Source organism: Streptomyces sp. C, from assembly GCF_000158895.1.
GTDB lineage: Bacteria > Actinomycetota > Actinomycetes > Streptomycetales > Streptomycetaceae > Streptomyces > Streptomyces racemochromogenes.
Map to the genome: position 1 here is coordinate 465895 of NZ_GG657751.1, position 25741 is coordinate 491635.

A 25741-nucleotide genomic window follows, 5' to 3' on the forward strand; every position below is an offset into this window, starting at 1 on the left:
CACTGCGTTGGGCGCCGCTGTTAATCGCCTTCTCCGCGCAGAGCGCTGAGGTACTTCTCGGCGAATTCTTCTTTTCTGTCGCCGTTGTATTGCGTGATGAAGCGCGGGTGCTCCAAGGGCACGATCCTCTTGAAGTACCCCTGGTCGTTATTTAGCGCCGAGAGAAATTTGAAGTTCTCGCCGCTGCCGATGCAGTAGCACACCGAGGCGTCGGCCCCGAATTCCAGCTGGCGCTCCAGGGTGTCCACGAGGAAGGCTCGCAGGCCCTCCACCAGCTTCTTGCTCTCGTAGTAGTTGCAGTTGACCTCCTTTCCCTGGGGGTTCGTTCTCACCAGGCCGAGCGGGCACACGAAGCTCATGAGGAAGTCGGCGTAGAACCGTGTCCGGCCCCCGTAGCGCGCGATGACGTCGTGCAGGAACCCGGCGGAGGGCCGGCTCACCGCATAGCCTTCGGCGACGTCGATTCCGGTGTCGCTTTCCAGGAGCTTCGCGTCTTCGAACGGGACTCCGGTCACGGCCGTGCCCCGCCGGGCGGGCGAGCTGCCCAGGACCAGTCGGCGGGGCCTGTCGTCGGCGTAGTACCTGCGGTAGAAGGCGGTCGTCACCTCGCGGACGCGCTCCTTCTGGGGGCCGCTGAAAGGGTTGACGACCTTGAACCCGGGGGGCAGTTCGAGCGTTGTGCCCGCGAGTCCCTCATTGAACTGCAGGATGCGATCGGCAACCGTCGTTCGCTCGTTCATTGCAGAAGCCCTTCCTTCACGCTGCCCCTCCAGGCCGTCCGGCCGTCCCTGCCCGCCGCCGTCCTTCCCACGGGGCGTCGCGACCGCGGCCGGCCGGGCGGGTGGAGGCGTTAGACGGCGACCGCCGACAGGTAGATCTCGGTACTTTTGGGGAGCATTCGAACATCTTTGAATTCAGCGCACTCGAGGTCCGCGCCGATCAGGTTCGCCGTTTCCATTCCTCGGTAGAGGTCGACGAATTCAGTTCCGGGAATGATCAGTCCCGGCACGACGCAGCCTCGCTGAGTATACAAAAACCCGTTGGCCACAGAGACGATAATCACGGCGCCGGGCTTCAGGACTCTGCGCGCTTCCCGGGCCGCTGCGGACGTGTCGAAGAATGACGAGTTGTATGTCCTCAAGGAGACATACAGATCGAAACTGTCGTCGGGCAGGGCGGACAGATCCTCGGCGCTGGAGACGACGGTTCTCGAATGGGGAATGCGTCCGCTTATGTTTGCGAGGCCACTTACCGCGATGTCGGCGAAGGTGATTCGCGGGCAGTCGGAGAACAGGGCCGTTGCCTCGTGGCCGGCGCCGACGCCGACGTTGAGGACGCTGACGGCGGACAGGGGCCTTGTGGACGTCCTCCCGTACACCGACATGAAGTCCTCGGCCCACCCCGCGTTGGCGGTGCGGGCGTCGAACGCGTAGTCGTAGGTGCCGTACTTCGCGTCGAACGCGGCGGCCAGCGCGTCGCCCACGGCGCGATCCGCCTCCTTGTACTCCGCTCCGTACCTTTGGGAGATGAGAGAGGCGAGCGCCGTCCGCCCCCGGTGCGCGTTGACGTCGTCCTTGGTCAGGGCGAACCCCATGGACAACAGCTTGGCGGTGACGGATTCACTGATGCGGTGGGTGAAGTAGTGGGGGTTGCACTCGATGCTCTGCCCGCTTGCCGCGTAGAGGACTCGGTTCTGTTCCAGGATCAGGCGCTGGAGTTCGTCGGGGAAGCGCAGGACGTGGCCTCGCTCGGTGACGGGATCGCCGCTGAGGTAGCTCGTCAGCGCGGGGTCCGGCAGACCGATGTACACCCTGTCGATCCGCACCTCGCTCAGCAGCTCGGCCAGTTCGAACGACCCGGCCTCCGACAGGGAGTTGATCGTCAGATAGACGCTGTGCGCGCTGGACACTCCGAGTTCTTGAACCTTGCGCCGCAGGGTGCGGTACCAGGGTTCGCCGCGCACCTCGCCCCTGAAGGCGGTGCAGATCAGCTCGTTGTCTTCGGAAACGAGCGCAACGCCGACCCGCAGACCTGACTGCGGCCCCCTTTGTGCGACCTCAATGACGTGTTTCATCCAATGGGTACTATCCGGGCTCATCTGGACCTCTATTTCTCACCTCTCGCGGCACGCACGGGGCGTCGTCGCTCCTCGGGGACGTGGGCAGGCCGGCTCAGTGCGGGGATACATGGCACGGACGCCGTAGGCCCCACGGCGATTGACCAGCACCCGGGGCGCTCAGGGGAACAAGCACACAACAGATCGGCCTCTGGTGGGAGGCACGTTCGGGGGGCACTTTTCGGTGAGGGCGATCTTTGGGCGGGCCGGCCCGGCCGTGCGTGGGCGCCCACTCTCGGTTGCTCCACTGTCCAGAAAACCCCGGCGGCCCGTCACGGTCTCCGAGATCGGCCTGCGCAAGGACACGAGCACCGACTTCATGCTGCTGGGCTTCGCGGCCGCCGAACCGAAACCGGAAGGCTCCTCGTGCACAACCGCCGCGACTTCCTCGCCCTCGGCTTCTCCGCCGCAGCCCTCCTGGCCCCGCTGGCCCCGGCCCCCCGCACCGCTGCCGCACTGCCCGCCGCCGGCCCCGGCCGCCGGATCGGCAGCGGTGAAACCATGGCGGTGCGCCAGTTCACCGCCGCCTTCCGGGCCTCCGACGAGCTCCTGGGCGGCGGGCACGGCCTCAGCGTCGTCGGCGTCTTCCTGAGTGACGTCGTCGCCCCCATGCTGCACGGCACCTACGCCGACGACCGCGCCCGCGCCGACGCCTTCGCCGCCGACCTCGCCTCCCTCGTCGGCTTCAAGTGCCACGACGCCGGACGCGAAGGCGCCGCCCACCACCACTACCGGCTCGCCATCCGCCTCGCCCAGGAGGCCGACCCCGACGACCGCACCAGCCAGGCCGCCTGGGGCATGCGGGCCCTCGTCCACCAGGCCCTCGACCTCGGCCACCCCACAGGCACTGTCGACCTAGCCGAAGCCACCCTCGCCCGCAGCCGCGTTGACAAGCGCACCGAAGCCCTGCTGCTCATTACCGCCGCCCGCGCCCATGGCGCCAGCGGCAACCCGAGTGCCGCCTCGGCTTAGATCGACACCGCCCAGGAGGCCGCCCTCACCGGAACCGACGCGCTGCCCTCCTACGCGGCCGCCGCTGGCCCCACCGACGCTGTCGTCGCCTCCCACACCGGCCGCACGCTGACCGAGATGGGCCACCACGCTGCCGCCGAGCGCCACTGCCGTGCCGCCTTGAGCGACCGCACCGACCACGCATACCGCCGAACCCGCGCGCTGACCCTTACCAACATCGCCCGCGCCGTCGCCGCCCAGGCCCGCCACGAGGAAGCCGTCGACTTCCTCACCCGCAGCCTCGACCTGGTGGACGGCGTGGCCTCCCACCGCGCCCGCCGCGAACTCGCCGGCATGCAACCGCAGCTGGCGATGTATGCGCGGCGTGGAATCCGCGGCGCCGCCACGCCGCACGCGTTACCCGCCTGGCCACAGCCTCGTAGAGCCGCCCTGCGGCGACGGGCCGACGGCTGGAGGCAGCTCGCTACGGACGCGGTGGACGACCCCGCGCACCCCCGGCTCGTCCCGCCACCGGCCGAGCCTGCCCACCACGTCGTGCAGGTAGGCATGGGCGCGGGGCGAGCGGACCCCACCCAGGATGTCCACCGCACGGTGAGCGTCCGCGAGCGCGGGCTCGAGGTCCCCGTCGATCAGGTGGACGCCAGCCAGTACGGCGCGCCGGATGCCGACCGCCCGGCTGAAGCGCTGCACCGGCATCGCCCCCGCCTGCTCAGCCCACATCATCGCCGCCCGGGTTTGACCCAAGTCCCGATGCACCTCGACCGCGTCGGTGGCCATCCGCGCGGGGGTCATGTATGAGATCCACCCGGGGTCGTGAGATCCGGGCCGCAGCCCCGACAGCAGGCTCTCGCACCGGGCCAGGGCCGCTCCCGCACCAGGGCCGTCGCCCTGCTTGGCCAGGGCCCGGGCCTCGGCGAGCTTGCAGAACGCCAGAACCCTCGGGGCCGCGTGGCCGCGGCCACGGGCGTAGGCGGCGGACGCCATCTCTGCGGCCTGCGCGCACCGGCCAGCCAGATACGCCGAGAGGGACATCGTCGCCAGTACGTAGCAGCCCATCTCCACGTCGCCTGCGGCGCGGGCCATACGAAGCGACTGAATCAGCAGCCGGTCGGAGGCGGCTCGGTCCCCGGCGTCCATCGCCGCCCAGCCGGCCACCCTGGACAGTTCGGCCAGCGCCGCGTGCAGGGCCTGCCCAGTCGAAGCCGAGTAGGCGCCGTCGAGAAGCGGCCCGGCTCCCCGAAGGCAGTCCATGACCTGGCTGCCGCGCCAGTCACCACCCCCGAAACGGGAGTCGGCGACCTGCGCCTCCGCGGCCGCCGTCCACAGGCGCTCGACGTCCGCCGGACCGACACGCACCGTTCCGCCGCGGGCGGCTGGCTCGTCGGCCGGGTCGGCCAGCCAACGGAAGGCCGGCGTGATGAAGGACGCCCCTGCGGTCAGCAACAGGTCGCGACGGTCCACATTCCTCCAGCAGTCCACGGCGCCCGCAAAGGCGGCCTCGCGGTCGTGGGGGAAATCCAACCCGGTGTCCTCCCCCGAAACCGGCGGGACGCCCCAACCGGCATCCGAAAGGGTGACGGTTCGGCTCAGAAGGTTGCCGAGGACCTCAACGATGCACTCCCGCGCCGCCTGCCGCGGTGTCGCGCCGCCCAGCCACGCGGCGACGTGGGTATGGGTGTAGGCCGTCCGCCGCCCACCCGCGTGCGCCGCAGCATTGATACGGCGGGCAAAATCCCGGTGCGACACCCCGCACTCTTCTACCAGTGCGCCCAGGCGAACATTCGGCCCCCTCGCGTCCCCGGTCACGGGGCAACCGTGATCAGGTAGGTGTTCGAGTTCGCGGTAACGGGGGGTGTCAGCGGCCATGGATGCGGTCCTCCTTGGAGGGCGTGGAAGGGCGTGGAGCGGCGGCTGTACGCGTTCGGTGCCGGGTGCAGCTGGGCAGCTAGGGCGCTGCGGAATCCGCCTGCGGCGTCCTGGGCCAGCGGCACCCGCCGGAATCGAGGAGACGCCGACCGACTCGGGCATCACCCACGCCTCGCCCCTTCCCAGGGTGCGCCGCAGGCCGCGTCCCCCGAGGTCCGTCGGCCGTCCGGGTCGATGCCTTCGCCACGACGGCCGGGAAGCGGATCGCCAGACGTCGGCCGGTCCCTCAACCTGGACCCGGCGGTCCTTCGGGATCAGAACAGGGCCGGGCCCGTAGCGCAGCCAGCAGCTCGGGTGCGAAACGCGGGTCCTCCCACTCATCGACGGCGGCGAGGGAGGCTCTTGGATCACGCAGCAGAGGCCGCATGCGTGTCGCGTCACCAGGTCCGCATTCGGCCGCGCCGGCGACGAGAAAGCCGAACTGAACGCGGGCCTCATCTTCACCGAAGAATTCCGGCCCCAGCCGGTGCACGAGGACCGCGTACCGGAACCAAGCCCCGGGATGGCTTTCGTCCGTTGCCTGACCCAGCCAGTCTGCTGCGATGTCGAACTCCTCGCGCAGCAGCGCCTTGGAGCCCAACACATACATCGAATTGGCGTGCTCGCGGCGATCCCGTTCCGCCCGGTTTATCGGCACGCCTTCGCCCCAGTTCCCGTCAGGCCGGTTCCAGTGGTCGTGTTCGCCTTCGAGCTGCTTCAGCAGCTCGGTCAGGCTTCCCTTCCACGGCAGGTGCGCCAGCGGCTGACCGGACTCGTGCGCGGTCACCGCGCCGCGCTCCAGGCCTCAAGCCCCTGGGATGCCTCTGCGGGATCGACCAGGTCCAGGGCCACGGCGGCGCCCAGGAGACGCAGCTCGGCTTCCCATCCCGTGGCCAGGCCGAAACCGAGGTGCATCTGGGCATGCCGCAGGAGGCTCTGGAGTTCGGCGGCTGGCAGATGTGCTTGACGGCCGATCTCACCCAGATCAGAGCTCGGTGTCCTCGCCCAGACCTTGATCGCGAAGGCCTGTTCACCGGTCAGCGCCCGCACGGCCCTCAGGGCCGCCGGAGCCTTGAGCTCGCCGGCGTTCAGGGCGAGCAGGGCGACAGTACGCAGCGGCATGTCGTGTCTGGCTCGTGTGCGGGCCAGGGCCTGCCCAAGGGCGGTGCTGGTGATGTTCAGGCGTGCTGCGGCCTCGCCGGCCGAGCTTCCTGCCAGCAGCCGCTGGATGCCGGCCCGCTCGGTGGCTCCCCAGGATCGGCTTGTCCCGTCTCGTCATCGTGCTGTCCCCCGCAGGTTCTCCCACTGCTCCACACCGACCAGGCCGTGTGCCAGGGTCGCGCCCACGAGGGTGACCTCCGGGACGGTGAGGGGGAGCCGGAACGCCTGGTGGACGGTGCGGAGGATCTTGGCGAGCTCGACCGGTGTGGTGTCCGGCTCGATCTTCGGGAGCCCATAGCCGGTGTGCTCGATCCAGGCGTGGAGGGCCTTGACCGTCCGCTCGTCGAGCTGCCGGGAGAGGCGGAACTCCTTCTTGGCCGGACAGTCGAGCTGCCCGGTGACCACTGCCCCCAGGGCGACGCAGCGCAGCGGTATGCCGTGCCGTGCCCGTACACGGCGGAACAGCTCGGTCAGCGAGTCCCGGCGCGCGACGAGGAACTCGACATTCTCCCGTGGCGTGCCGACGAGGAGGGCGTCGAACACTGCCTTCTCCGTGTTGTCTTCCAGCAGCAGTTCGCTCATGCTGCCGCTCCCGACGGATGGGAGGCGGCGTCGCTGGTGAGGAGGTCAGTCACGAGGGGGCCCTTCGTGCGGGTCGGGGTGCCCGGGATCGCTGCCGTCATCGCAGGCGGAGGCGGCGATCGTCTGCGCGATGGCCTCCGCCAGGGCAGGAGGATTCATCAGCTCCCCGCTGCCGTCCGGCGCGGTCTGCCAGTACCGGTCTTTGGAGGCCGGCTGGCCCGGCTGGGGGCACTTCAGAGTCTGCGTTCGATCGCGGCCGGTCAGCAGGAGGCCGCCAGGGATGTCCCGTCCGTCAACGAGTGAGGTCGGGACCAGGAAGGACCAGACGTGCGGCTGGGCAAGGACCGGTCCGGTCGGGATGGATCGCGCGTGGAGGTAGTGCACGACCTTCTTCGCGTTGCCGGCCGGCACCCGTACGACGTGGAAGGCCCGCCCAATGGGAATGGGCGCGGGCTCGCCGTTCGGGGGCCAGGGGCTGCGGTTCATCCTGCGGCGGGGGTAGGCGGCGATCTTCGCGAGCCAGGCCGCGCCGCTGGTCAAGTGGGTTGTCACCGGTCCTCCTTCACGGTTTGTGGCACGGCGGTGTGCAGGGCGGCCGGCATGGTGCGGACGTAGATGCCGGGCCCGTACGGCCCGTGGGGTCGGCTGTGCAGGAGGCCGGCTCGGATCAGGGGCCGGCACGCGCGCCGTACCTGGTCTGAGGGGACTCGGAAGCGCAGGGCGAGAAGCTCCAGTGCCAAGGGCTGCCCGGGCCGGTAGATGCCGGCTTCGATGCGTCGCCGGATCAGGCCGGCAATGCCCGTGCCGTTCGGATGGGGCTGCTGCGGTCCGAGGACGAGTACGCCGTGGTTGGGGACGAGGGCGATGTCGCCTCGGTCGGATAGCCTTCGCAGCGCGGACTGGACGTGCTCGGGGCTGAGGTGGAGGAGGTGCGCGAGGTGGCGCACGCTCTCCTTCTCCGTCGCGGGGTGGCCGAGCATGAGCTGGTCCGGGCGGCAGTGGGAGGCCAGATGACGGCGGACGGCCAAGGTGGCCGCGGCTTGCTGGCGCGGTAAGACGGAGCGGGGCCCGGAAATCATGGTCGTGCCTTCTCGGTGAGTCGGATGGGGTGGTGGGGCGGCAAGCTACTGCTGTGTGCCGTTCAGGCGGTGGTGCTGGCGGGCGCGTGGGGGCGGGACTGCCGGGCCTGGCCGAGGGCGCGCAGATGAGCGGTGAGCTCCTCGTCGACCGTCACGCCGTTGAGGCTGCGGACCATCTGGGTCGCCACCACCCAGCCGAGGGCCGGGGTTTCGTACTCCGCCATCCCGAGGCCAAGCACATGGAGACCCTGCGGGCCGAGGCCGTACCTCGTTCCGTGCACGCCGTAGAGCAGGGGGCGGCGCACCCACAGGGCCACGCATCGCGTCAGGCGAGGACAGCCCGCTGCCGAGTCGTCCGCGTCATGTAGGCAAACCGGCGGTGTCGCCTCCCTGACGCCCTCCAGGTCCAGGCCAGCCAACCTCTCGGGGCCGTCCGGCAGGACGAAGAGGAAGTCACCGTGGCGATTGCGAGCCGGGGCTCCCACACAGACCTGGCACAGGAGTTCACGCATGAGGTGACGCTGGCGGTAGTAGTGCGGGAGCGCGTTTGTCACCCTTCCGCCGCCGGTGGGGTCGCTGGTGATCCTCACCCAGAGCCCGCCTTCGGTGTCCCGGTCCTCCTCCCGCTCGTCGGGGTAGCCGAGGGAGCCGTCCCGTCGGACCAGCAGCCGCGCGAGTTGAGGCCGCTCGGTGGTGCGCCGCGAGATGAACGGCCACCGTGAGGTGCCGAGCCCCGCTGCCTGGGCGGTCAGGGCGCTGAGCCCCGCGCCGCCACGTCTGAGGGCTCGTGGAGCGAGTATCGGTGTGGAGGCGGTCATGGCGAGTCTCCGGAGATCTACACGGCGCGGGCGCTGGATCGTGTGGTTTGGGTGACGGCCGGGGCCGTCCGTCCGGTGAGGGCCTTGGCGAGCGCGGCTGCGCGGGTGGAGCCGGGGCCGGGCGGGACGATCCAGTGGATGTCCGGTCCGGTGCGCGCGGTCGCGGGCGGTATGGAGATGACGGCGCTGGCGGGCATGATGCGGGTGCCGGGCACCGACCAGCTGCCCGGGGCGACCTCGTTCACCGGGAGGAGCCAGTACCAGATGCCGCAGTAGGCGCTGGCGAGCACCGGCCCCTGGGCACCGAGACGGGCATGTGCGGCGGCTCCAGCGGCGGCCGTGACGCGTACGGCGTGGAAGTCGTCACCGCAGCGGGCCCGCCAGGTCGCAGTCAGGGGCTCCCGGAGCGGATCCGTCCAGGTCGTCATCGAAGCCCGGGAGAGGCCGCGCTCCCGGTCGAGCGGGGGGCCGGCGCCGCACAGGGCTTGCGGTCGAAGTCGGCCTTCGTAGAGGTACGCCATGTTTCCTCCAGGGACTGCAGGCGCTGCATGGGTAGGTCAGGGGTGTCGGTACGCGAAGGGGTGAGGAGGCTGCCCAGGACCGGGGCCAGGATCCGGACCGCGCGGTGCAGGGTGTGGAGGCCAGTCACGGGGCAGTTCCGTTGCCGGACGGGTCGGCGCACTGGTGACGGCGTTGCATTACCCACACGAGCGCGTGTCCGCTGGGGGTGGTGCGGAGCGCTGAGGCCCGCCAGTGCAGGTCTTCCAGGTGGCGGACGAGGTCGGGTTCCGTCACCGGCGCTTCCAGGACGGCGAGGTGCCAGTTCGCCGCGTAGTCGCCGGCCCATTCGGTGAGCCTCTCCAGGGTCCGGCGGCGGTCATCCGCCGCCACCTGGAGCCGCTCCAGGCGCAGCGCGGGGGCTTCCTCGACGCCTCCTCGCCATCCGGGGCGCCTCGCAGGGTTCCTGCGGAGCGTGAACACCGCCGCCAGGCGGCCTTCCTTCAGCAGCAGCCAGCCCGAGGCCGGGGCGGGCGGGCGGGTGTAGTCCTCGGGCACGCCCTCGCCGCCCTCCCTCTGTAGGAACTGCGCGACGACCTCGTAGTCGTTGACACCGACCGGCAGCACCTCAATGAGGCCGCCAGCGGACGGTTCGTCGACGGCGGCCACCATGGAGGCCAGCGCGGGAAGCGGCTGAGGCGCCCGGACATCGACCTGCTGCACGAAGCCGTCCACGCCCCGCTCTCTGGACGAGATCACAGCCTTGCCGGAACCTCGGGCCCGCGCCATGGGACAGTCCACCTGCACACGGATCTCACAGATCCGGGACGGGCGACGGGAGGACCAATGGGTCAGCCAAGCCACCAGCAGCTCCCGCGGCCGGTCACCTTCCCGCGCCGGATCAGCCACCACCCCCCGTACGAGGAGACGTCCGGTCCCGTCGGCGTCGAGTCTGACCTCCGCGTACGCGGCTGCCACGACCCAGCCCGACGAGGCGTCGCAGAGCACCCAGATCCGCGACGACTTTCCGAGCGCACCAGCGGCGATCTGGTCCGCCAGCGCTTCCGCATCCCGGCATGACGACAGATCCGCACAGGCCCGCCGGTGCTTCATGACCAATGCGTGCAGCAGATGCGCGTCCTGCCGGCTGGCATACCGGACACTGAACGGCGCCTCGGGGCCGCCCGCCGCGGGGAGGGGTTCGCGGGTCAACACCCGTACCCCCTGGGGGAAACCGTGAGGGTGTGGGTGGTGGGGAGAATCAGGCCGCTGTCAGTCGGCATGCCGGGCAGGGGCGGGAGCCCGCACGCCGTGCGCAGGTCGTTGACGGCCTTGCTGTCCCGGATCGGGTACGGGCGTAGCGTGCGCGGGTCGACCTGTGTGCCGTACACCTGCCGCTGCCGGGCTCGGATGGACAGCACGTCGTCGACGAAGGCGTAGTGGACCAGCTGGCAGTCCCCCTGGTGGACCGCCTCCAGCAGCAGGTCCCGGCACTGCCGTACGAAGGCCGGATCCTGGCAGCAGCACACGATCTTGACCGCGGCCGTCGCGGCGGCACTGCCGTAGATGGTCTCCGTGGGCCAGCCGTACCGGGCGACGATCGACTTCAGGGACGCCTGTTGACGGCGTCGCACGGCGGCGAGATCGGCCCGCCGGTTGCTGGCCGCTGGCAGAGCGAGGGCGTGCTCGACCGCCTGCTGCTCGGCTCGTGCCATCCGGCGCAGACGGCTGCCGATACGGAACCGTTCCCGTGCCGAGGGCAGCAGCACACGGCCGTGGGTGGCCGGTGTGCTGGTGCCTGGCGCTGGGGCGGGCGGCAGTCGGAAGGGCATGGGTGATCTCTCCGTCGATCGACAGGTGGTTCTGGTGGTGGAGGCTGGCGCCCCGTGCAGGGAAAGGGGGCGTGGAAGCTGGGCTCAAGGAAGAGGCCGGTTCAGGCAGGTAATCTTCTTGGCATGCTGCCGGGCACCTGGGCGTCGTCGGCCAGGACCAGCCGGACGCCGCGAGCGTTCAGCCAGGCACGGATGCCCTCGGGCGTCTGGTACCCCCACGCGTCCGGGACCCGGTCCGGGGCCAGGTGCGCGATCGACGGGGTCACGAGCACCTGTGCCTGCCCGGCGTTGATGAGCTGCTCGGCTTCGCGGAAGCCGACCCGGTCGCCCGCAGTGAGACCCGGTACGTCATGGAACCGGCGCGCCACGTGCGCGCAGGTCCGCTCCGCCGCGTGCTCCAGGGCCGTGAACATCTGCCACGGGGAGACGCTCGCTGGCAGGACCACGTAGGCCACTGCCACCGCGGTCCGGTTCAGGTGCCCCGTCGCGAAATGCAGGACGTTCTCCAGCGTGGCCAGGTAGCCATCGGAGGGGCTGCCCGCGTCCCGGGGCTCGGAGTACAGCCACCCCGCCGTCCGCTCGATCACACGACCGGTGGCCTGCGTCCCCGGCAGGGCCGTCAGCCACCCAAGGACCTGCGCCAGGCGCGCCCGGACGTCTGTGAGGCGCTGTATGCGCCTGGCCGTCTCACCCTCAATGTCGAGGTCGTGTAAGCCGGTCAGGACCCGGTCCAGTAGATCCCGCTCCGCGAACGCCGCCCCATTCGGTTCCGAGAGCCGACGGGTACCGGTCGGGCTGCCACCGCAGGCCTGCGTTTCGGCGCCCGTGAGCACAGCGGACACCCAGGCCTCACCTCGCGGTCGCGTGGCGCCTGCCGCCGGCTGGTCGGATCCGCTCCGGTGGCTGAGGGTCTCAGCTGCTCGGTTGGGGAGCCGAGTCCGGCGGTGGCGACCGCCCGTCATGCCGCGTTCGCCGAGGTGGGCAGCGGCCGGTGGGGGGCGACGGCCTGACCATTCGGGAGCAGCAGCCCGGTGTCGTCGAAGAGCACCGCGCCGTTACAGAGCCGAACCCAGCCCTGATCCGCGTGGGGGTCAACTGTGACTGCCCTTGCCCCGTCAGGGGCCTCGGCGCTCGGGCACGGCGTCTTGTGCTGGCACATGGCAGACGTCCTTGGAGATCGTGGGGGCTGGGCGAACCGGCTCAGGTGGCACGGTGTCGGCGGTTTCCACTGTGCCGCCGGTTCTTCGGCATCGATACGGCGAATAGTCACCACTTTGTCGCCACTTCAGGAACCGGAGCCGCTAGCGGGCAAGCACAGGGCGCCCCTTTTGTCCCGTCTTCTTTCGGCATCGAACGAGCTCCGGGCCCGCGAAGCGGCGAGTAAATGGTGAATGTTCGCCGTTTCGGTGGCCACGCACCGTCCTGCACCGTTGAACCCGGGCCGATCGCGGCCCACGCCGTAGGGCGTCGCGAGTGCGAGGAGACGAGAGTGCCCCCGACAACCGCCGACCTGCTGTGTGACCGACGGCTCGGAAAGCTGGTCGGGCATCGCGATATCAGTCTGGCCGGATGCCCGGCTCCGCAGCGGTTTGCCCGTGCCGAGGTACGCACAGCTCTGACGGCCCGGGCCAGCAGGGAACAGGTCGAGGAAGTGATCCTGGTGACGAGTGAGCTCGTCGGCAATGCCGTCGAGCACACCGACGGGCCCCTCGCGCTGACCCTCGACATCTTCGAGTATGGCGCTGCCGTCGGTGTGGTGGACTGCGGAACGGACGTGGGTGCAGTCCCGGTACTTCTCCCTCCGCTGGGTATCTGCGATGAGGACGAAGCCCCTGAGACGCTGGCGCTGGGCGGCCGCGGACTGCTGCTCGTCACCCACTTCACGAGCGCCCTGTCGGTGTCCGCGACCACTGTCGGCAAGATCGTTCTGGCGCTCTTCATCCTGCCGCGCGGTGACCGATAGTGCCCTCGTCGGCCTTGACGCCCAGGCATCTGAGCCGGGGCGTGTTCGTTCATCCGCTCGGAGTCCATTGTGATGTTGGAGGCGATGGCCCCGATGGCTTCCTGGCTGGCCCAGACTCATCAACGTCGGCCGACCAGTGCTTCCTCGATGGGCTGCAGCGCGCCGTGGGTTGCGGCGCCACGCTCATGGACACTGCCGACTCCTACGGACAGGGCCATTCTGAGCGGTTGATCGGCCGGTTCCTACGGGAGCACCCCGCCGGGCTACTGCACCTCAGCAGCAAGGTCGGCAGGTTACGCGGCTCAGCACCCCACCCCTACGCCGGGCGTCACATCCACCATCAGTTCCAGCAGACCTTGGAGAACCTCTACGTCGAGGAGCTCGCGCTCTACTCCCTCGACTCGTTGGACTTCGGCCCTGGCGACCGTTATCTGGGTTCAGCCATCGAGCAGATGCGCACCCTTCGTCAGCTCGGTGCGATCAAGGCGATCGGCATGCGCGGGCCGGAGCTCTCCTACGGCGTTTCGCCGGCAGAACTGACCGCGTACACGGAGCGCTTCCTGTACCTGTTCCGGCTGATCCAGCCGGACGTCCTCTGGACCCCTTTCAACGCGCTTACGCTGGGGGTCCTTCTTGAAGGTGAGAACCTTCTCTCCTTCACTGCCAGGCATGGTGTCGGGCTGGTCTTGGCGGCGCCGCTCGCCCACGGCCCGGTCACTGACCGAGGCGCTCGGTCCCAGCGGCAGGAGCCGGGCTCGACCGCGGCGGCCTTGACTTCCCTGCCGTCGCTCCCTTCCGGCCCGCAGGCTGTGCGCGAAGACTTTGGGGGGACCCTCCGGACCCTGACCCAACTGGCCCTGCGGGCAGCCCTCCAGTTGGCCGGCCACTGCATCGTCGTTGCCGGCGCGAGGAACGCAGGGCAGGCGAGGGAGAACTTCGGCAGCCTGAGTCCCTCGCTCACCCGCGCGGAGTTGTCCCTGATCGACGACATCTACTCCTGGGTCCGCGCCGGTCTTGAGGATCCGCAGGCCCAGCGGACGCGATGGAGTGCCTAAGCCTGAGGCGTCGACGTCCTGGCCGTCGTAGCCCCAGCCCGCGGGACCCGTGGCCCGGTCCCTGGGGCGAGGGCTGCCGCGCACGCCGTGGTCGATCTATCCAGTGATCGTTCCGGGCAGCTGGAGCGGAACTTGGTGCACGACCTCCCACCGGTAGGCCGCACCCTCACGGCGGAGCTCGACAAGATCCACGGCGGTGATGTCGAGCAGCACCGGCGGGAGCACGCGAAGCAGTTCGACCTGCGCGATCACGGGATGGGCTGGACGGTCGCGGTTGTTGTACTGCACCCCCAAGTGGGGCCGGAAGCCGGAAGTCGGCTTGCCGCCGGGAACGCCCACCTGGACTCCGACCGCCCCGAGGGCGGCATGCAGATGTATGAGCTGGCGCCAGGGAGAGAGCGAGAATCGCAGCGCGCCACGCGATCCCGCAAGAGGGTGAGCGGCGAGCTGGAAGGGAGCGACGGGAAGGCTCTCGGCTAGGCGGACGAGGCGCTGCACCTGGGCTTTCGGGACCCGGGAGACGTCACCGACCCTGGTGATCGTGACGTGCAGGCCATCTGCAGGGACAGCATCCATGCCAAGGTGCGCGAGCTCGTCCTGACATTGCCGTGCCCGGCTGATCAGAGCGGGGAAGCCGGAGAATGTGAGCATCCAGTAGTAGGCGCGCTGCCCCGCTGACCATCCGGGACGCATCCAGTGGTCGGTCATGCGGCCAATGGCGGCGAAGGCCTCCCAGTCGTGGTCGACGATCCTTCTCGGGTCGTCAAGGTCAGGAGGAGGCGTGGAGGGGAACGCCCGCGGGTCGAGGTCCAGCCTGGGCGTCACAGATCTCCCTAGTGCTCTGGTACGGAGGCCGCGCCGGATCCGACGACGACCAGCTCGGCCTGCGGCCGTGATCGCCACGTACGCAGCTCCTCGGCATAGTCCCCCACGTCGGGCTCGCCATGCCAGCGGACAGCTTGTTCGTACAGTTCGTTGGCGCGCTGCCACACCGATTTGATCGGCGCTGTGGTTCCTGCCCGCAAGGCCTGGCGGCCCAGGACCATCGCCTGCTCGACCTCCGGTGACTTGCACTGGAGGAGTGCGGTGGCCGTGTCCAGCCCGACCAGCGCACGGCTCCATTCGGAGTCGGAGTGCGCGATCAGGTCGTTGATCTGGCCGCCGTAGCTGAGAACCTCAGCTGTGTCGCCAAGTGAGAGGCGTGCGGTGACGGCGTTCGCGAGGGAGCGGGCAACGGAGTAGGGGGCGAAGCTGATGCACGACGTCAGGCCGTCGGGAAGGCCTGTGTGCCGGTCTGACAGCTGCATCGCCCCTTCGATGGCAAGTTCGGCACCACGGCGGTTACCCAGTCGTGCGAGGGCTCTCGCGCGTCCATTGACCAGGAGTCGAATGGCCTGGCCGCTCTCGGGGGCTAAGGAGATCCCGGCCAGCGCCGCGGCGTCGGCCTCCGCATACCGCTTCTGGTAGTACAGGCCAAGCGAGCGAGTGCCATGAACCCACATCTCCAGGTCGCTGTCGCCGATCTCGCGAGCCAGGCTTTCGGCCTCGGTGCAGTACGCGTCGACGACCTCGAAGGACGCGCTGGCGTTGACCGCCATGTAGGCAAGGAGGCCGGCCGCGCGGGCAGCCAGGCCGAAGAGCTCGGCCCGTACCCGGGGTGGCTGCCGGCCTTCGAGAACAGAGTGCACAAGCCTTCTCAGAAGCCGTGTCTCACCAGCCAGCTGCTGTGGTCCGAGCGCCTCGTACCGGTCGACGATGCTCTCGATGGACGTGGCGACCATGAGCAGCAGCGGGGGCTCAGCGTTCGTTCCGGTCAGCGCCCTGGCCTGCGTGATGACCTCCGTCGGGTTGTCGAAGCCAAGCTGCTGGGCAGTGGGCAAGGGCAGCGGACTCGGCAGAGCTGTCCCCAGCGGGTGGGCGTCAACGGGCGTGAAGAGACGCTCGACCGACATGTTGAACATGTGACTCAGCACCAGGTAGAACTCCCGGCGCGGAGTCCCTTTGTTCCCGTCTCCTCTGCGTCCTGTCCAGCGGTCGAAGCTGCTTCGTGACACCGCGACTTCGGCGAGCCGTGGGTCATTCTCCTTCTGCGCGGCACGAGCCGCGGCCTTGGCGAAGTGGATGCAGAAGGTCTCGTACGTGGACCAGCCCTTCTCCTGAAGCAGCAGTACGAACCGTGTCGTGCCGGCCAATGCTCATCCCCTCGCGGCTCGGTCGTGAAAGCCGTCTCTCACATTCGTAGGTTCTTGCGCATGGCCGAACGCCTGCACAGGAGGGTGCGACCAGGTGCTCCGGCCCGCCCACGACGCACGTCGAGGGATGACCGCCCCGGCCTACGGGCAACCCAGCGATCCGACGTGTCGCTGGCGAGAGAAGCCACGGCCGGTTCGAAGGGAGAGCAGGACTCCCCCGGCCGCTCCTACCAGGCTCCTGAACAAGGGCGCAGAAGACCGTCCGGTGGGACATAGTGACTGTCCTCCTCACACTGCCACGAGCGTCGCCCAGCGGGGTAGGTCACACGAAGCTGCGACAGCAGTACGCATCGTGACAGCATTAAGAATGCTCGCCGCTGCAAGCTGCGCGCAACACACCAGAGCAATTTGCTCGCTTGACTTGGTTGTCGGGCTCGTCGAGACCCGGCACACTTGACCACCATGCCGGACCCAAATAGGCCACCTCGCTCGCTGACCCTCAGTGAACTCGGCAGGCGGATCGAGGTGTTGCGCGAGAACCGGGACGTAACGCAGGCCATGGTCGTGGCGTGGCTTCACGAGCGGGGAATCAAGACCGACACCAGCGCGCTAAGCCGGATCGAGGGCGGGAAGCGGCGCGCCGTACCACGCGAACTGATCGAGGCGCTGCTGGAGTACTACCAGGCCGACGACCAGACAGCGCGCCAGATCCTCGACCTGCTCACCACGGGTACTGCGTCACCCGGACGCCGACGCAGGCCCGGTCTCTGGCGGCGCCATGCCGAGCTACTCGGGCCGATGAACTTCCAGGGCTATCTGGAACAAGAACCACAGGCTTCAACCCTGCGCAACTATGAGCCGGAACTCGTGCCCGGACTCCTCCAGAGCGAGCGCTACGCCCTCCACGCCATCAGCACGATGCGCCCCGAGCTCAAGCCCGCGGACGTTCGCGGCCTCCTGGAAGTCCGCCTGGACAGACAGCGAAAGATCGCCGATGGGCCACTCCACATGTTCCAGGCGCTGATCGAGGAAGGGGCACTGGGGCGGACCGTCGGAGACCGGAGTGTCATGCGCGAGCAACTAGAGCACCTGCTGCGAGCAGAGGAAAACCCCCGGACCTCCATCCGCATCCTGCCGAGGAACGTCGGCTGCCACCCTGGGCTGGCCGGCGCCTTCATGCTGATGAGCTTCCCCCAGGCGAACCGCGACGTGGCCTGGGTCGAGACCATGAACCGGTCGCTGTACTTCGAGAAGGAGGGAGAGGTGGATCGCTACACCGAAGTCTTCACCGGCCTGTGGGAGCGGGCACTCGACCCCGTAGCCACACGCACCCTCCTCAAGGACATGATCAAGGAGCTGCAGAAGTGACACTGGACAAGGCAAACCCGGCCTTTATCGACCTGACGGAGGTGAACTGGACCGTATCCAAGTACAGCGGAGGCGGTGGAAACTGCGTAGAGGTTGCCGATCTTCGCTCCACCGAGCACGCGAGCGTCGCCGTGCGCGACTCCAAGGACGTACACGGGCCGGCCCTACTGCTGGGACCAGCCGCGTTCCAGGCCTTCATCCGGCACGCGGCCGAGGGCAAGCACACAGCCTGACCCTCAGCACGACGACGCCTGGCTCCCCCAGCCCGTAGCGGGGAGAGCCAGGCTTTCTCGTACACCCACACCCAGACGCCCCACCACTTACCCCATCAGCACGGCCACCGCCTTCCACCTGAGCCTCAACCGTAGTGCCCAGAGTCGGGCGACCTGCACCAGATGATCTGCTCCGCGGCTGTCACGGTCATCCCGAAGTCAAACAGCCCGGGAGCCCCACGCTGCTCCCAGTGCCGCCAGCCGGCCTCAACCTCTTCGAACAGGCGCCGGGGGCCGCCTTCGTGCACCGTAGCCCCGGCCGGGCCCACGGTCGCGGTGGCCCAGGAGCCGACTCCGTCGTGGAGCCAGGCGGTGAAGCCCTGCTCCCTCTCGCCGGTGGTGATCCGGATGTCGGCGGCCGTGACCCGCAGCGAGAACAGCAGACCCAGCTCCTGCGCCCGCAGCCGCACGTTCCGTTCGGTACGGCTGGTGCGGTCGGCCGGCTGGTCGGCTCGGATGGCGTGCAGCTCGCGCCCCTGATCGACGCCGCGGCTGGGCATGAACATCCCGAGGCCCTGGACCCAGCCGGTCGCGGACTCGCCGTCGGCGGTGACGGTGAGCGCGACGTGTCCGAGCCGGCCCCAGGGGGTGACGAGCCGTCCGCCGGGGCGCACCTGTGCAACCCATGTCCAGGGGACTCTCTCGACGGCGTACGTCGCGATCAGCCGGTCGTACGGCGCGCCCGTCGGCCAGCCGGCGTTCCCGTCGCCGGGGTGCACCGCGGCGTCCAGTCCGGCTGCCTTGATCCGCTGCCGTGCGGCCGCCGCGAGGCCGGGGTCGACCTCGACGCTCGTCACCAGTCCGGGCCCGGCCCGGTGCGCGAGCAGGGCGGCGTTCCAGCCCATGCCGGCGCCGACTTCCAGGGTCCGGTGCCCGGGTTCGAGAATCAGGGAGTCGGCCATGTCCGCGACCACGCAGACGCAGGACAGGCTCGACGTCGGCAGCCCGTCCCCAATCTGGGTGATGGCTGAGTCGTAGGGGCCCGCGTAGACGAGGTCGGCCCAGGCCTCGGGCTGAAGCGCCCGGTCGACGGGCACGTAGGCGGTCCCGCTCCACATCCACAAGGTGTCAGGGGCGAAGAGGTGCCGGGGGACGTCATCCAGGATGGCGCGGCGGACCCACGGGGAGTCCGCCGGCCACAGTCCCTGGGCGTCCATGGCCTCCGCCAGCGCGGTGCGGCGGTCGTCCAGACGCATCGCAGTCCTACCTCCTGCGCTTGCCCGTGCCGGAACCCGGGTTGGAGACCTGGCCGTCGCTGTTGCCGGGCGGCGGGGTGCCGGTCGACAGCGGCGGGCTCGGCTTTGCGTGACTCCCGCTGCCGTCGTTCCCGCCGCTGCTTCCGCTCCCGTTCTTGTCCTTCGCCATGACGTGCTCCCCTCACCGGTCGGTTACGAGCTGTCTGCTGTGCGTCACCACAACACCACAGCCGTGCGGCGGACGGAGCCGGGTGTGCAGATCCTGCATCCCACTTGCAGATCCTGCACACGCGCTGTGCTTGCCCGGTCACAGGCCATAGGGTGGGGGGCGGCAGACCTGTGAACCGCCTCTGGCTGGAGGGGGACCGGTGAGCACCGACCCGCTGTGGACGACCCGCCGCGCCCAGGCTCTTGCCGCAGGCCAGCAGGCCGGCGGCCTCGTCCGGATAGGCCGAGAGGCCCTCGGCTGGCGCCAGGCTGACCTCGGCAAACGGCTGCGCTGCTCCGCCTCGACCGTCTCCCGCCTGGAGGGCGGCCGGCACGGGGACCTGCCGCTGCTGAAGGCAGCAGCGGTCGAGGTCGGCGTCCCGTCCGAACTGCTGGCCGCATCGCTGGGGTTACGAGCACCAACCCCGCCTACAGTGGCAGTTGACGCTCCGTCCGTCCGAGAGGATCCGATGCTCCGCCGCACCGTCATCGCAGCCGCCGGGCTCGCGGCACCGCTCAGTCTCCTCGGAGGCCTGGAGACGGCGCTGGCCACCACGCCCGACCCGAGCGGATCCCCGCTGCCGCTCGACGCGCGCCTTGCCTCCGCCCGAGCCCTCTTCGACGCCAGCCGGCACACCGACCTCCTCCAGGCCCTGCCCGGCCTCCTGGGCGACGCCCACCACGCTGCGGCCGCCGCCCGTACCGACCTCGGCTACGCGCGGCTGTCCACCGCCTACACCCTTGCCTCCACGCTGCTGAACAAGTTGGGCCACTACGGGCCCTCCCGGCTGACCGCGGATCGGGCCAGCACCTACGCGCAGGTCTCCGGCTCGCCCCTCGCGGCCGCGGCCGCCGCCCGCGAACTCGCTGCTGTCCTGCGCCACCAAGGTCAGGAAGCGGCCGCGCAGCGGCACATCACAGCCGCCGTGTCCGGCATCGAGACCACTGGGCTGGCCACCGACGCGCAAGCCTCCGCATACGCCCAGATGCTGGCCTCCACCGCCTACACCGCCGCAATCGCAGGTGATCGGGACCAGGCCCTGACCATGATCCGCGAAGCCGGACGCGCCGCACGCGACCTCCCGCACCAGCCCCCGCCCGGGCGCCTGTTCCCCATCACGCCCGCCGCCATCGACCTCTATGCCGTCGGCGTGCACTGGGCGCTCGGTGACGCGGGACACGCCCTGGAAGCCGGCCGCAACCTCCACGCCGGCCAGTTCGCAACACCAGAGCGCAAGGGCCGAATGCACACAGACCTCGCCCGCGCATGGTGGCAGCGCGGCAACCCGGAACAGACCGCCGCCGAACTGCTCAAGGCCGCTCGGGTGTCCCGATCCGAGGTCACCGACCGCCCCCCGATCTGGCAGATCGTCACCGAACTGCGCACGCGTAACCCCCGCACCGCCGGGGTACGCGAGCTCGGGGCCCTGGCAGGTGCCGCCAGCAGCTAGGCATCGCCGGCCTCGATGAGCTGGATGACGGCCGTGGGGTGGTTCCCGTACAGCCCGATCCAGTTCCGGTGGGTCCGCTCCGCCGTCGCGAGCGCCACCCACTCCCCGGTCACCGCGGGCCCGCCCGCCTCGAAGCGCAGGACGGCGAGGTAGCGGCTCACGGCTGCTCCTCTGCGGGGGCGGCCTGTGGCTGGGCGGCTGCGCGGGCGGCCGCGACCGCCTCGTGTGCGGGTCCGCCGTACAGCGGCACCTGGGCGAGCGGGTCGCGGGTGCCGGCGCCGAGCGGGTTGTCGTAGTGGGTGTCGGCGGTGAAGGAGCCGGGTTTCCACCGGCCGGCGATGTTCCGCTCGGCGAGGGAGACGCCTGCTTGCTTCATGTCGGTGTTGCTGCCGCGGCGGAAGGAGTGGGAGGTGACCTTCCGGCCGTCGATGTAGGCGACGCCGGCCCGCTGGGCCAGGAGCTGGATGCGCTCGTTGATGGTGCCGGGCCGCATCCGGTTGCCGCGTTTCCGGTCTTCGGGGTAGCGGCGCAGGCGGCCGGTGGAGGCGAGGCCGGGGAAGAGGGGCTGGCGGGGTCCGTCGGCGCCGAGGTCGCGCAGGACGGCGAGCCAGGCACGCGCGCGTCGGACCTGCTGGAGGTCGGCCCGGTCGCGGATGGTGTTGGGGACGCCGACGCCCGCCTGGTCGGTCTTGGAGGCGGCGGTGACGATGCGGATCTGGTCGTCGAGGACTCGCAGGTGCATGACGAGCATGTCGGCGAGCTCCGTCTCCCGGTGGAGGTTGCTGTAGGCCAGGGCGATCAGCAGGGCGTCGCGCTTGCCGATGTTGGTGGACTCGTCCACCGTGTCGAGGATCCGCAGGGTGTAGCCGATGGTGGCGGTTGCGGCGCGGTCGACTTCGCCGCCGGCCTTCGCCCACTCGCGGCGCCACGCCCGCAGCTGGCCGAGGAAGGGGTCGCGGTCCGGCCGCAGGTTCTTCGGCTGCGCGTTCCAGATCCGCGACATGTACTTCCCCACGCTGTCCGGCTTGTACTCGCCGGCCCGGCCCAGGCGGATCAGGTGCAGGCCGTAGCGGGTGTAGGTACTCGTGGTGCACGGATCGGCGATGAGCGGTGGCTTCTGCTCCGCGCACCACTGCCTGAACCGCCCCAGGGTCGAGCGGCGGTTGCGGTCGGTGTTGTCGGCGACGTTCGGCTTGTTGAGGTCTTCGACGTCCTCGGGGGAGAGGCGGAAGTCGGCGTCCGTCCAGCCCGGTGCTGCTGGCTCGGAGCTCGGCGGCAGCTCGCCAGGGCCGAGCATGGTGTGCTGGGTGACCACGAACCGCGGCCGCGGAGCCTGCTCGGGCGGGGCCGGGAGCAGCACCTCGCTGTCGTCGACCAGCTCGGCGTCGATGATCTCCGTCTCGTCGCTCACGACTCCTCCCGGGAGTTCTCGGGATGGTCGGGGTGGTCCTGGAACGGCTCCGCGAACGCCACGACGACGTCCAGGAGGGCGGGGGCGAGCCGGCCGCCCTGCCGCTCGCACAGGTCGAGGAGCCGCTCCTTGGCGTCGAGGTCTGCCAGGACGCGGTGCGGCTGGTGGGCGGCCACGTGCATCGCGACGTCGTGGTCGGTCTGGACGCCGGCGCCGGTGAGGATCCTCGCGGTGATCCGGCCGTCTACGGCGATGCCGGGGCCGGTCGGCTCCCACCAGCCGCCGGCCCCGGCCGCCTGCGCCAGGCTGCGCTCGTCCTCAACTCGCGCGCGCAGGAAGGCGATCCACACCAGGGCGGGGTTGCTGCTCATTGGCGGTTCGGTCCCTTCAGTCCCTCGCGCTCTGGCCGGCGACGGCGTCGGCGGCCGCTGGCACGCGGCGGGCCGCGGCCTCGGGGGTGGCGGCGTACGGCTCAACCCGTGCGGCCAGCGCAGCCAGGGTCTCGAAGACCTGGTCGGCCCGCAGGGCCCACTCGATCGAGGAGTCCGAGTGCGCCCACGAGGCCGGGCTGCCGTTCAGGGACAGCCCGAGGCCGCGGAGGGAGCGGGCGGCGTCGTCCAGGGCGAGGCGCAGCGCGGCCGCGACGGCATCGCCCGCTTCCGGGTCGGAAATCCGGCCCAGCCTGCTGCCGTCGCCGCGCGGGGCGGGAACGGGCTGGCCGGGCCGGAGCCGGATGTAGCCGGTGGTGCGCGGCCTGCCGGCGGCGGTGGTGGGGGAGTCGTGCAGCTGGTCGGACAGCAGCCACCGCTTGCGCAGTCCGCGGCCGTCCTCGCCGACGGTCTCGACCAACACCTTGCCGGTGTGGAGCAGGCCGGGCTGGCCGGCGTCCTCGGCGACCCGGATCACGATGCCGGGCGAGCCGAGCGGCGGCTTGGCGGCGTAGTACTCGGTGCCCTTCTGGAAGGTCGGGGACGCGGTCGTGCACCGCTCGTCGGGGCTGGCCGCTGCGGTTGCGGCGTCGTGCTGCTGGCGGGCGTGTTCGGCGCGCAGGGCGTCGGCCTTCTCCAGGAGCGCGCGCTCGTCGTCGGTGCGGGGGCCGGCGGTGAGCGGGGGCACGCGGGCTTCCAGCGCGGCGGCACGTTCGAGCAGTCCAGTGCCTATCGTCGGCCGGGTGGCGGCCGGTTCGCCAGTACGGGGGCGGGGCAGCGGGTGCTCGGCAGTGTTGCTCACGGCTGCGGGGTCTCTTCCTGGGAGGTGGCCAGCTGGAGGGCTTGGGCGACGGCAGTGGCGGCGAGCCGGGCAAGGTTGTCGACGCTGTTGACGGCGTCGTCGTTGACGCTGCGCAGGGTCAGGGCGGGGTCGCCGCTCGGGCTGATGCCCGCCCAGGCGTCGAGGACGGCCTGAACGAGGTCGGAACGCACCCCGAGGCCCCCGGCGTTGTAGCGGTACCCCGCGTGCATGGGGGTATCGCCTTCCGCGTGGTGCAGCGCACGGGGCGTCTCAGGGATTCGGCTCGCCTGGTGGGCGCTGTCGCTCATGCGTCTTCCTCTCGGTGGGCCTGGACTGGATCGCAGGTGGACGGCTTTGATGTGGCTGTCGTCAGAAGCGCGCGAGGCGCGCGTCGAAGCAGTCAGGGCAGAGGCACAGGCCGTCCTTGGCCTCGGCGGGAATTCCGCAAACGTCGCAGTAGGCGAGGTTCGAGGGCACGCTTTCTCCCCCGCAGGTGAAGCAGAAGTATTCGGCGCGCCGTCCGCTGGCGAATTCCACGTCGGCGACCAGGCTGAACTCTGCACATTCGGGGCAGGGGTGAATTACCCTTCGCGGGTCGCTGAGGGAGATGAACTCCTGCACAAGGTCGACGTACTCGTCGGCTACCCGTTCCCCTGTCTCCTCCGACATGCCGCAGAACCGGCATTCGGCCTTGCCGTTGCACAGCAAGGCGAACTCCTGGCAGGTCGGGCACTGCACCGTCTGGTCTTTCAGCGGATCCAGCTCGGCGCGCAGGTTGCTCCAGCGGACGGTCAGGAACATCTTGATGTCCGACAGGCCACTGCTGAGCTGCCGCATCTCGTCGTGCAGGCGCAGGTGCTGGCTGCTGCCGCGCGGCTTGGACGGCAACAGCTCGTCCCGCACGAAGGTGAGGAGGAAGTCGAGCAGATTGGCGGCGAGTTTCTCCACGGCGGGTGCGTAGATTGTTTTCCGTGTCTTCGACCCCTTCTCGCCCTCCGTGTATGTGGTGAGGCCGTAATGCTGGAGGGCGTTTCTCCACTTGATCAGGCGCTGCAAGTCGTCTTTGGTCGAGCCGTTTTTCCCCACGTCGAGTTGCGCAAGCCTCTGCAACCGGTCGAGGGCTTCGATCGAGCCGCAGCTCTTGAAGTCCGCATGGTCGAAGCTTTCCCGGGTGGCGGTCTCCGGCTTTTCGAAGACCAGCGACCAGTGTTCACCTTGCAGGCGCGCCTTGAGCAGTACCTCGGCGGCCGCCGCGAGGTGCAGGATCGCGTACTTGAGGTCCCGGGGAGCGGGGTCACCCTTCAGGTGCTTGGTGACGCTGATGAGGTAGTCGAGCCCGTTCTCGACCGGACCGAAGGCGATCTTGACCGGTTCCCTCCTGCGGCGGACCGGCCTCCTGGAGGCCGGTACCGGAGACGGGACCGCGGGCGCCGGGTCCGGCTGCCCCTCGGCCGCTGATGTCCGGCCGTCCTCGGAGGGCTCGCGCCCGGGCAGCTCGTCCTGCGCGTGATCGGGCATCAGACTTCCTCGGCGGGGATGAGGTCGGCGTTGATGGCCGCTTCCAGGTAGTTGCGGGCGTCGGGCAGCGCGTCGGCCCGCTCCTGGTCGGTCAGTTCCTCCCAGGTCGGCAGGTGGCCGGCGTCGTGGGCGAGCTGCTGCCGGGCCCGGGCCAGGGCCAGCACGCGGGGATCGGTGAGGGGGATCTGGGGCAGCACGGTGTTCTCCTCGGGGAGGGGGCCGGCCGGTGGTCCTCCGTCGCGGGGGCCACCGCCGTCGGTGTGCTCCGGCAGCTGTGTCCGGACGCTCCGTCAGGGTACAGGGGGGTACTGGGTATTCCAGCGAGAATACCCGGTAAGGCATGCCTAAGTAGCGGACACGGCGGGGAAGTTCACCCGCTCGTTGGCCGAATGAGGATGAATACCGGACAGGAAGGGGCGTGGACGGCAACGGTGGGCACCGCTCGCCCTAAACACGTGCATCCACGTCCCGCAGTACGGAGCGACCGTGCGCATCACCATCGTGATCGACAATCTGCGCCCCAGGCGCTGAGGGACTTTGGCGCCGTCAGCGTCAAACACGGGGCCGTGCTCCAGCCCGACACCACCTGGACCCCCGGCCGAGCCCGCGACTACTTCGAGCTCCTGCCGCCGCGCGCGCAGGACATCGTCCGCGAGGCACTCCGGGGCGGCCGGGTGTCGGCCGACGCCCTGCGGTTGACGGCAAGGGCCTCAACGGCCACGCCAACGGCCTGAAGAGCGTCCTGGCCAAGGGGGCCGACCAGAATCCGCCGCTGTGGCCGCACGGAATGAAGCGGCCCGTGGTCGGCATCGGCCCCGGCAACGGCCCGGTCAAGGGGCACAAGATCCGCGACGAGGAGCTCGGCGCCTTCCGCAAGGGCCTTGCCCACCTCCTCAAGCAGGAGGAGAACTGACC

Annotated in this window: 33 protein-coding genes; 8 read left to right on the forward strand and 25 right to left on the reverse strand. The window is 70.0% G+C overall.

Translation table 11 applies throughout. From position 1 onward, the window contains the following. Positions 1 to 20 precede the first annotated feature (20 nt). Both SSNG_RS35435 and SSNG_RS35440 read right to left on the reverse strand, forming a co-directional pair. Positions 21 to 740, reverse strand: coding sequence for a uracil-DNA glycosylase family protein (locus SSNG_RS35435; RefSeq protein WP_007268802.1), 720 nt, complete (start codon positions 738 to 740; stop codon positions 21 to 23). Positions 741 to 850: 110 nt separating this feature from the next. Continuing rightward, positions 851 to 2074, reverse strand: coding sequence for a class I SAM-dependent methyltransferase (locus SSNG_RS35440; RefSeq protein ID WP_042804670.1), 1224 nt, complete (start codon positions 2072 to 2074; stop codon positions 851 to 853). A gap of 408 nt (positions 2075 to 2482) precedes the next feature. On the opposite strand from SSNG_RS35440, the gene SSNG_RS42720 reads away from it, so the two are divergent. Continuing rightward, a complete protein-coding gene (locus SSNG_RS42720) occupies positions 2483 to 3088 on the forward strand; it encodes a hypothetical protein (protein WP_007268804.1) in 606 nt (201 codons plus the stop codon). 396 nt (positions 3089 to 3484) lie between these two features. Here SSNG_RS42720 and SSNG_RS35450 read toward each other — a convergent pair whose 3' ends face one another. The 12 genes from SSNG_RS35450 to SSNG_RS44555 all read right to left on the reverse strand — a co-directional run bounded on the left by SSNG_RS35450 (position 3485) and on the right by SSNG_RS44555 (position 12122). Next, positions 3485 to 4954, reverse strand: coding sequence for a sporulation protein (locus SSNG_RS35450; RefSeq protein ID WP_129593420.1), 1470 nt, complete (start codon positions 4952 to 4954; stop codon positions 3485 to 3487). A 286-nt stretch (positions 4955 to 5240) separates the two neighbouring features. After that, on the reverse strand, positions 5241 to 5780 hold the full coding sequence (locus tag SSNG_RS35455) for a hypothetical protein (RefSeq protein ID WP_007268807.1): 540 nt from the start codon (positions 5778 to 5780) through the stop codon (positions 5241 to 5243). After that, positions 5777 to 6115, reverse strand: a complete 339-nt coding sequence (locus SSNG_RS35460) for a hypothetical protein (protein ID WP_007268808.1) — start codon at positions 6113 to 6115, stop codon at positions 5777 to 5779. The genes SSNG_RS35455 and SSNG_RS35460 overlap by 4 nt, the downstream gene beginning before the upstream one ends. Before the next feature lie 153 nt (positions 6116 to 6268). Next, complete coding sequence (locus tag SSNG_RS35465) at positions 6269 to 6736, reverse strand: hypothetical protein (protein WP_007268809.1); 468 nt, start codon at positions 6734 to 6736, stop codon at positions 6269 to 6271. A gap of 45 nt (positions 6737 to 6781) precedes the next feature. Beyond that, positions 6782 to 7288, reverse strand: a complete 507-nt coding sequence (locus SSNG_RS35470) for a hypothetical protein (RefSeq protein ID WP_007268810.1) — start codon at positions 7286 to 7288, stop codon at positions 6782 to 6784. Further along, entirely contained in the window at positions 7285 to 7815 is a 531-nt protein-coding gene (locus SSNG_RS35475; RefSeq protein ID WP_007268811.1) for a GntR family transcriptional regulator, read from the reverse strand. The genes SSNG_RS35470 and SSNG_RS35475 overlap by 4 nt, the downstream gene beginning before the upstream one ends. A gap of 62 nt (positions 7816 to 7877) precedes the next feature. Then, positions 7878 to 8633: a hypothetical protein gene (locus tag SSNG_RS38445; protein WP_007268812.1), complete on the reverse strand. Its 756-nt coding sequence runs from the start codon at positions 8631 to 8633 to the stop codon at positions 7878 to 7880. 17 nt (positions 8634 to 8650) lie between these two features. After that, entirely contained in the window at positions 8651 to 9154 is a 504-nt protein-coding gene (locus SSNG_RS35485; protein ID WP_007268813.1) for a hypothetical protein, read from the reverse strand. Positions 9155 to 9278: 124 nt separating this feature from the next. After that, entirely contained in the window at positions 9279 to 10346 is a 1068-nt protein-coding gene (locus SSNG_RS35495) for a hypothetical protein (RefSeq protein ID WP_007268814.1), read from the reverse strand. Next, complete coding sequence (locus SSNG_RS38450; protein WP_050780056.1) at positions 10340 to 10846, reverse strand: DUF6624 domain-containing protein; 507 nt, start codon at positions 10844 to 10846, stop codon at positions 10340 to 10342. The genes SSNG_RS35495 and SSNG_RS38450 overlap by 7 nt, the downstream gene beginning before the upstream one ends. Positions 10847 to 11064: 218 nt before the next feature. After that, on the reverse strand, positions 11065 to 11550 hold the full coding sequence (locus tag SSNG_RS35505; protein WP_129593423.1) for a hypothetical protein: 486 nt from the start codon (positions 11548 to 11550) through the stop codon (positions 11065 to 11067). Positions 11551 to 11921: 371 nt separating this feature from the next. Then, positions 11922 to 12122: a DUF5999 family protein gene (locus tag SSNG_RS44555; RefSeq protein WP_007268817.1), complete on the reverse strand. Its 201-nt coding sequence runs from the start codon at positions 12120 to 12122 to the stop codon at positions 11922 to 11924. Positions 12123 to 12452: 330 nt separating this feature from the next. Between SSNG_RS44555 and SSNG_RS41485 the strand changes: the two genes are divergently transcribed. Further along, positions 12453 to 12926, forward strand: coding sequence for an ATP-binding protein (locus SSNG_RS41485; RefSeq protein WP_007268818.1), 474 nt, complete (start codon positions 12453 to 12455; stop codon positions 12924 to 12926). 41 nt (positions 12927 to 12967) lie between these two features. After that, positions 12968 to 13981 carry an aldo/keto reductase gene (locus SSNG_RS35520; protein ID WP_277752180.1) on the forward strand — a complete coding sequence of 338 codons (1014 nt, stop codon included), beginning with the start codon at positions 12968 to 12970 and terminating at the stop codon, positions 13979 to 13981. 96 nt (positions 13982 to 14077) lie between these two features. Here the strand turns inward: SSNG_RS35520 and SSNG_RS35525 are convergent, their stop codons facing one another. Beyond that, positions 14078 to 14806 carry a 2'-5' RNA ligase family protein gene (locus SSNG_RS35525; protein ID WP_042804673.1) on the reverse strand — a complete coding sequence of 243 codons (729 nt, stop codon included), beginning with the start codon at positions 14804 to 14806 and terminating at the stop codon, positions 14078 to 14080. Between the two features lie 8 nt (positions 14807 to 14814). Continuing rightward, positions 14815 to 16173 (reverse strand): hypothetical protein, encoded by a 1359-nt coding sequence (locus SSNG_RS35530; protein ID WP_128637633.1) that lies wholly within the window; start codon positions 16171 to 16173, stop codon positions 14815 to 14817. A 462-nt stretch (positions 16174 to 16635) separates the two neighbouring features. Between SSNG_RS35530 and SSNG_RS35535 the strand changes: the two genes are divergently transcribed. Both SSNG_RS35535 and SSNG_RS35540 read left to right on the forward strand, forming a co-directional pair. Beyond that, on the forward strand, positions 16636 to 17541 hold the full coding sequence (locus SSNG_RS35535) for a helix-turn-helix transcriptional regulator (protein WP_042804820.1): 906 nt from the start codon (positions 16636 to 16638) through the stop codon (positions 17539 to 17541). Then, positions 17538 to 17774 (forward strand): DUF397 domain-containing protein, encoded by a 237-nt coding sequence (locus SSNG_RS35540; RefSeq protein WP_007268823.1) that lies wholly within the window; start codon positions 17538 to 17540, stop codon positions 17772 to 17774. Before SSNG_RS35535 ends, SSNG_RS35540 begins: the two co-directional genes overlap by 4 nt. A gap of 125 nt (positions 17775 to 17899) precedes the next feature. Here the strand turns inward: SSNG_RS35540 and SSNG_RS35545 are convergent, their stop codons facing one another. Both SSNG_RS35545 and SSNG_RS42725 read right to left on the reverse strand, forming a co-directional pair. Then, positions 17900 to 19009 carry a methyltransferase domain-containing protein gene (locus SSNG_RS35545; RefSeq protein ID WP_007268824.1) on the reverse strand — a complete coding sequence of 370 codons (1110 nt, stop codon included), beginning with the start codon at positions 19007 to 19009 and terminating at the stop codon, positions 17900 to 17902. Positions 19010 to 19016: 7 nt separating this feature from the next. Then, entirely contained in the window at positions 19017 to 19178 is a 162-nt protein-coding gene (locus SSNG_RS42725; RefSeq protein WP_165365090.1) for a hypothetical protein, read from the reverse strand. A gap of 199 nt (positions 19179 to 19377) precedes the next feature. Here SSNG_RS42725 and SSNG_RS35550 point away from each other — a divergent pair, with 199 nt between their 5' ends. Further along, positions 19378 to 20667, forward strand: coding sequence for a helix-turn-helix transcriptional regulator (locus SSNG_RS35550; protein WP_042804674.1), 1290 nt, complete (start codon positions 19378 to 19380; stop codon positions 20665 to 20667). Here SSNG_RS35550 and SSNG_RS42730 read toward each other — a convergent pair. From SSNG_RS42730 to SSNG_RS35580, 7 genes are all read right to left on the reverse strand, one after another. Continuing rightward, entirely contained in the window at positions 20664 to 20828 is a 165-nt protein-coding gene (locus tag SSNG_RS42730; RefSeq protein WP_007268826.1) for a hypothetical protein, read from the reverse strand. The genes SSNG_RS35550 and SSNG_RS42730 overlap by 4 nt on opposite strands. Beyond that, positions 20825 to 22078: a tyrosine-type recombinase/integrase gene (locus tag SSNG_RS35555; RefSeq protein WP_007268827.1), complete on the reverse strand. Its 1254-nt coding sequence runs from the start codon at positions 22076 to 22078 to the stop codon at positions 20825 to 20827. The genes SSNG_RS42730 and SSNG_RS35555 overlap by 4 nt, the downstream gene beginning before the upstream one ends. Further along, positions 22075 to 22449, reverse strand: a complete 375-nt coding sequence (locus SSNG_RS35560; RefSeq protein ID WP_007268828.1) for a DUF6221 family protein — start codon at positions 22447 to 22449, stop codon at positions 22075 to 22077. The genes SSNG_RS35555 and SSNG_RS35560 overlap by 4 nt, the downstream gene beginning before the upstream one ends. A 16-nt stretch (positions 22450 to 22465) precedes the next feature. Next, complete coding sequence (locus tag SSNG_RS35565) at positions 22466 to 23308, reverse strand: hypothetical protein (protein WP_007268829.1); 843 nt, start codon at positions 23306 to 23308, stop codon at positions 22466 to 22468. Further along, positions 23305 to 23616: a hypothetical protein gene (locus SSNG_RS35570; protein ID WP_007268830.1), complete on the reverse strand. Its 312-nt coding sequence runs from the start codon at positions 23614 to 23616 to the stop codon at positions 23305 to 23307. Before SSNG_RS35570 ends, SSNG_RS35565 begins: the two co-directional genes overlap by 4 nt. 61 nt (positions 23617 to 23677) lie before the next feature. Continuing rightward, positions 23678 to 24826 (reverse strand): hypothetical protein, encoded by a 1149-nt coding sequence (locus SSNG_RS38455; protein WP_007268831.1) that lies wholly within the window; start codon positions 24824 to 24826, stop codon positions 23678 to 23680. Beyond that, positions 24826 to 25023, reverse strand: coding sequence for a hypothetical protein (locus tag SSNG_RS35580; RefSeq protein WP_007268832.1), 198 nt, complete (start codon positions 25021 to 25023; stop codon positions 24826 to 24828). The genes SSNG_RS38455 and SSNG_RS35580 overlap by 1 nt, the downstream gene beginning before the upstream one ends. A 369-nt stretch (positions 25024 to 25392) precedes the next feature. On the opposite strand from SSNG_RS35580, the gene SSNG_RS42735 reads away from it, so the two are divergent. Both SSNG_RS42735 and SSNG_RS45095 read left to right on the forward strand, forming a co-directional pair. Continuing rightward, positions 25393 to 25560: a hypothetical protein gene (locus tag SSNG_RS42735; RefSeq protein ID WP_165365091.1), complete on the forward strand. Its 168-nt coding sequence runs from the start codon at positions 25393 to 25395 to the stop codon at positions 25558 to 25560. Positions 25561 to 25613: 53 nt separating this feature from the next. Beyond that, positions 25614 to 25739, forward strand: coding sequence for a hypothetical protein (locus tag SSNG_RS45095; RefSeq protein ID WP_277752181.1), 126 nt, complete (start codon positions 25614 to 25616; stop codon positions 25737 to 25739). Positions 25740 to 25741: the final 2 nt, after the last annotated feature.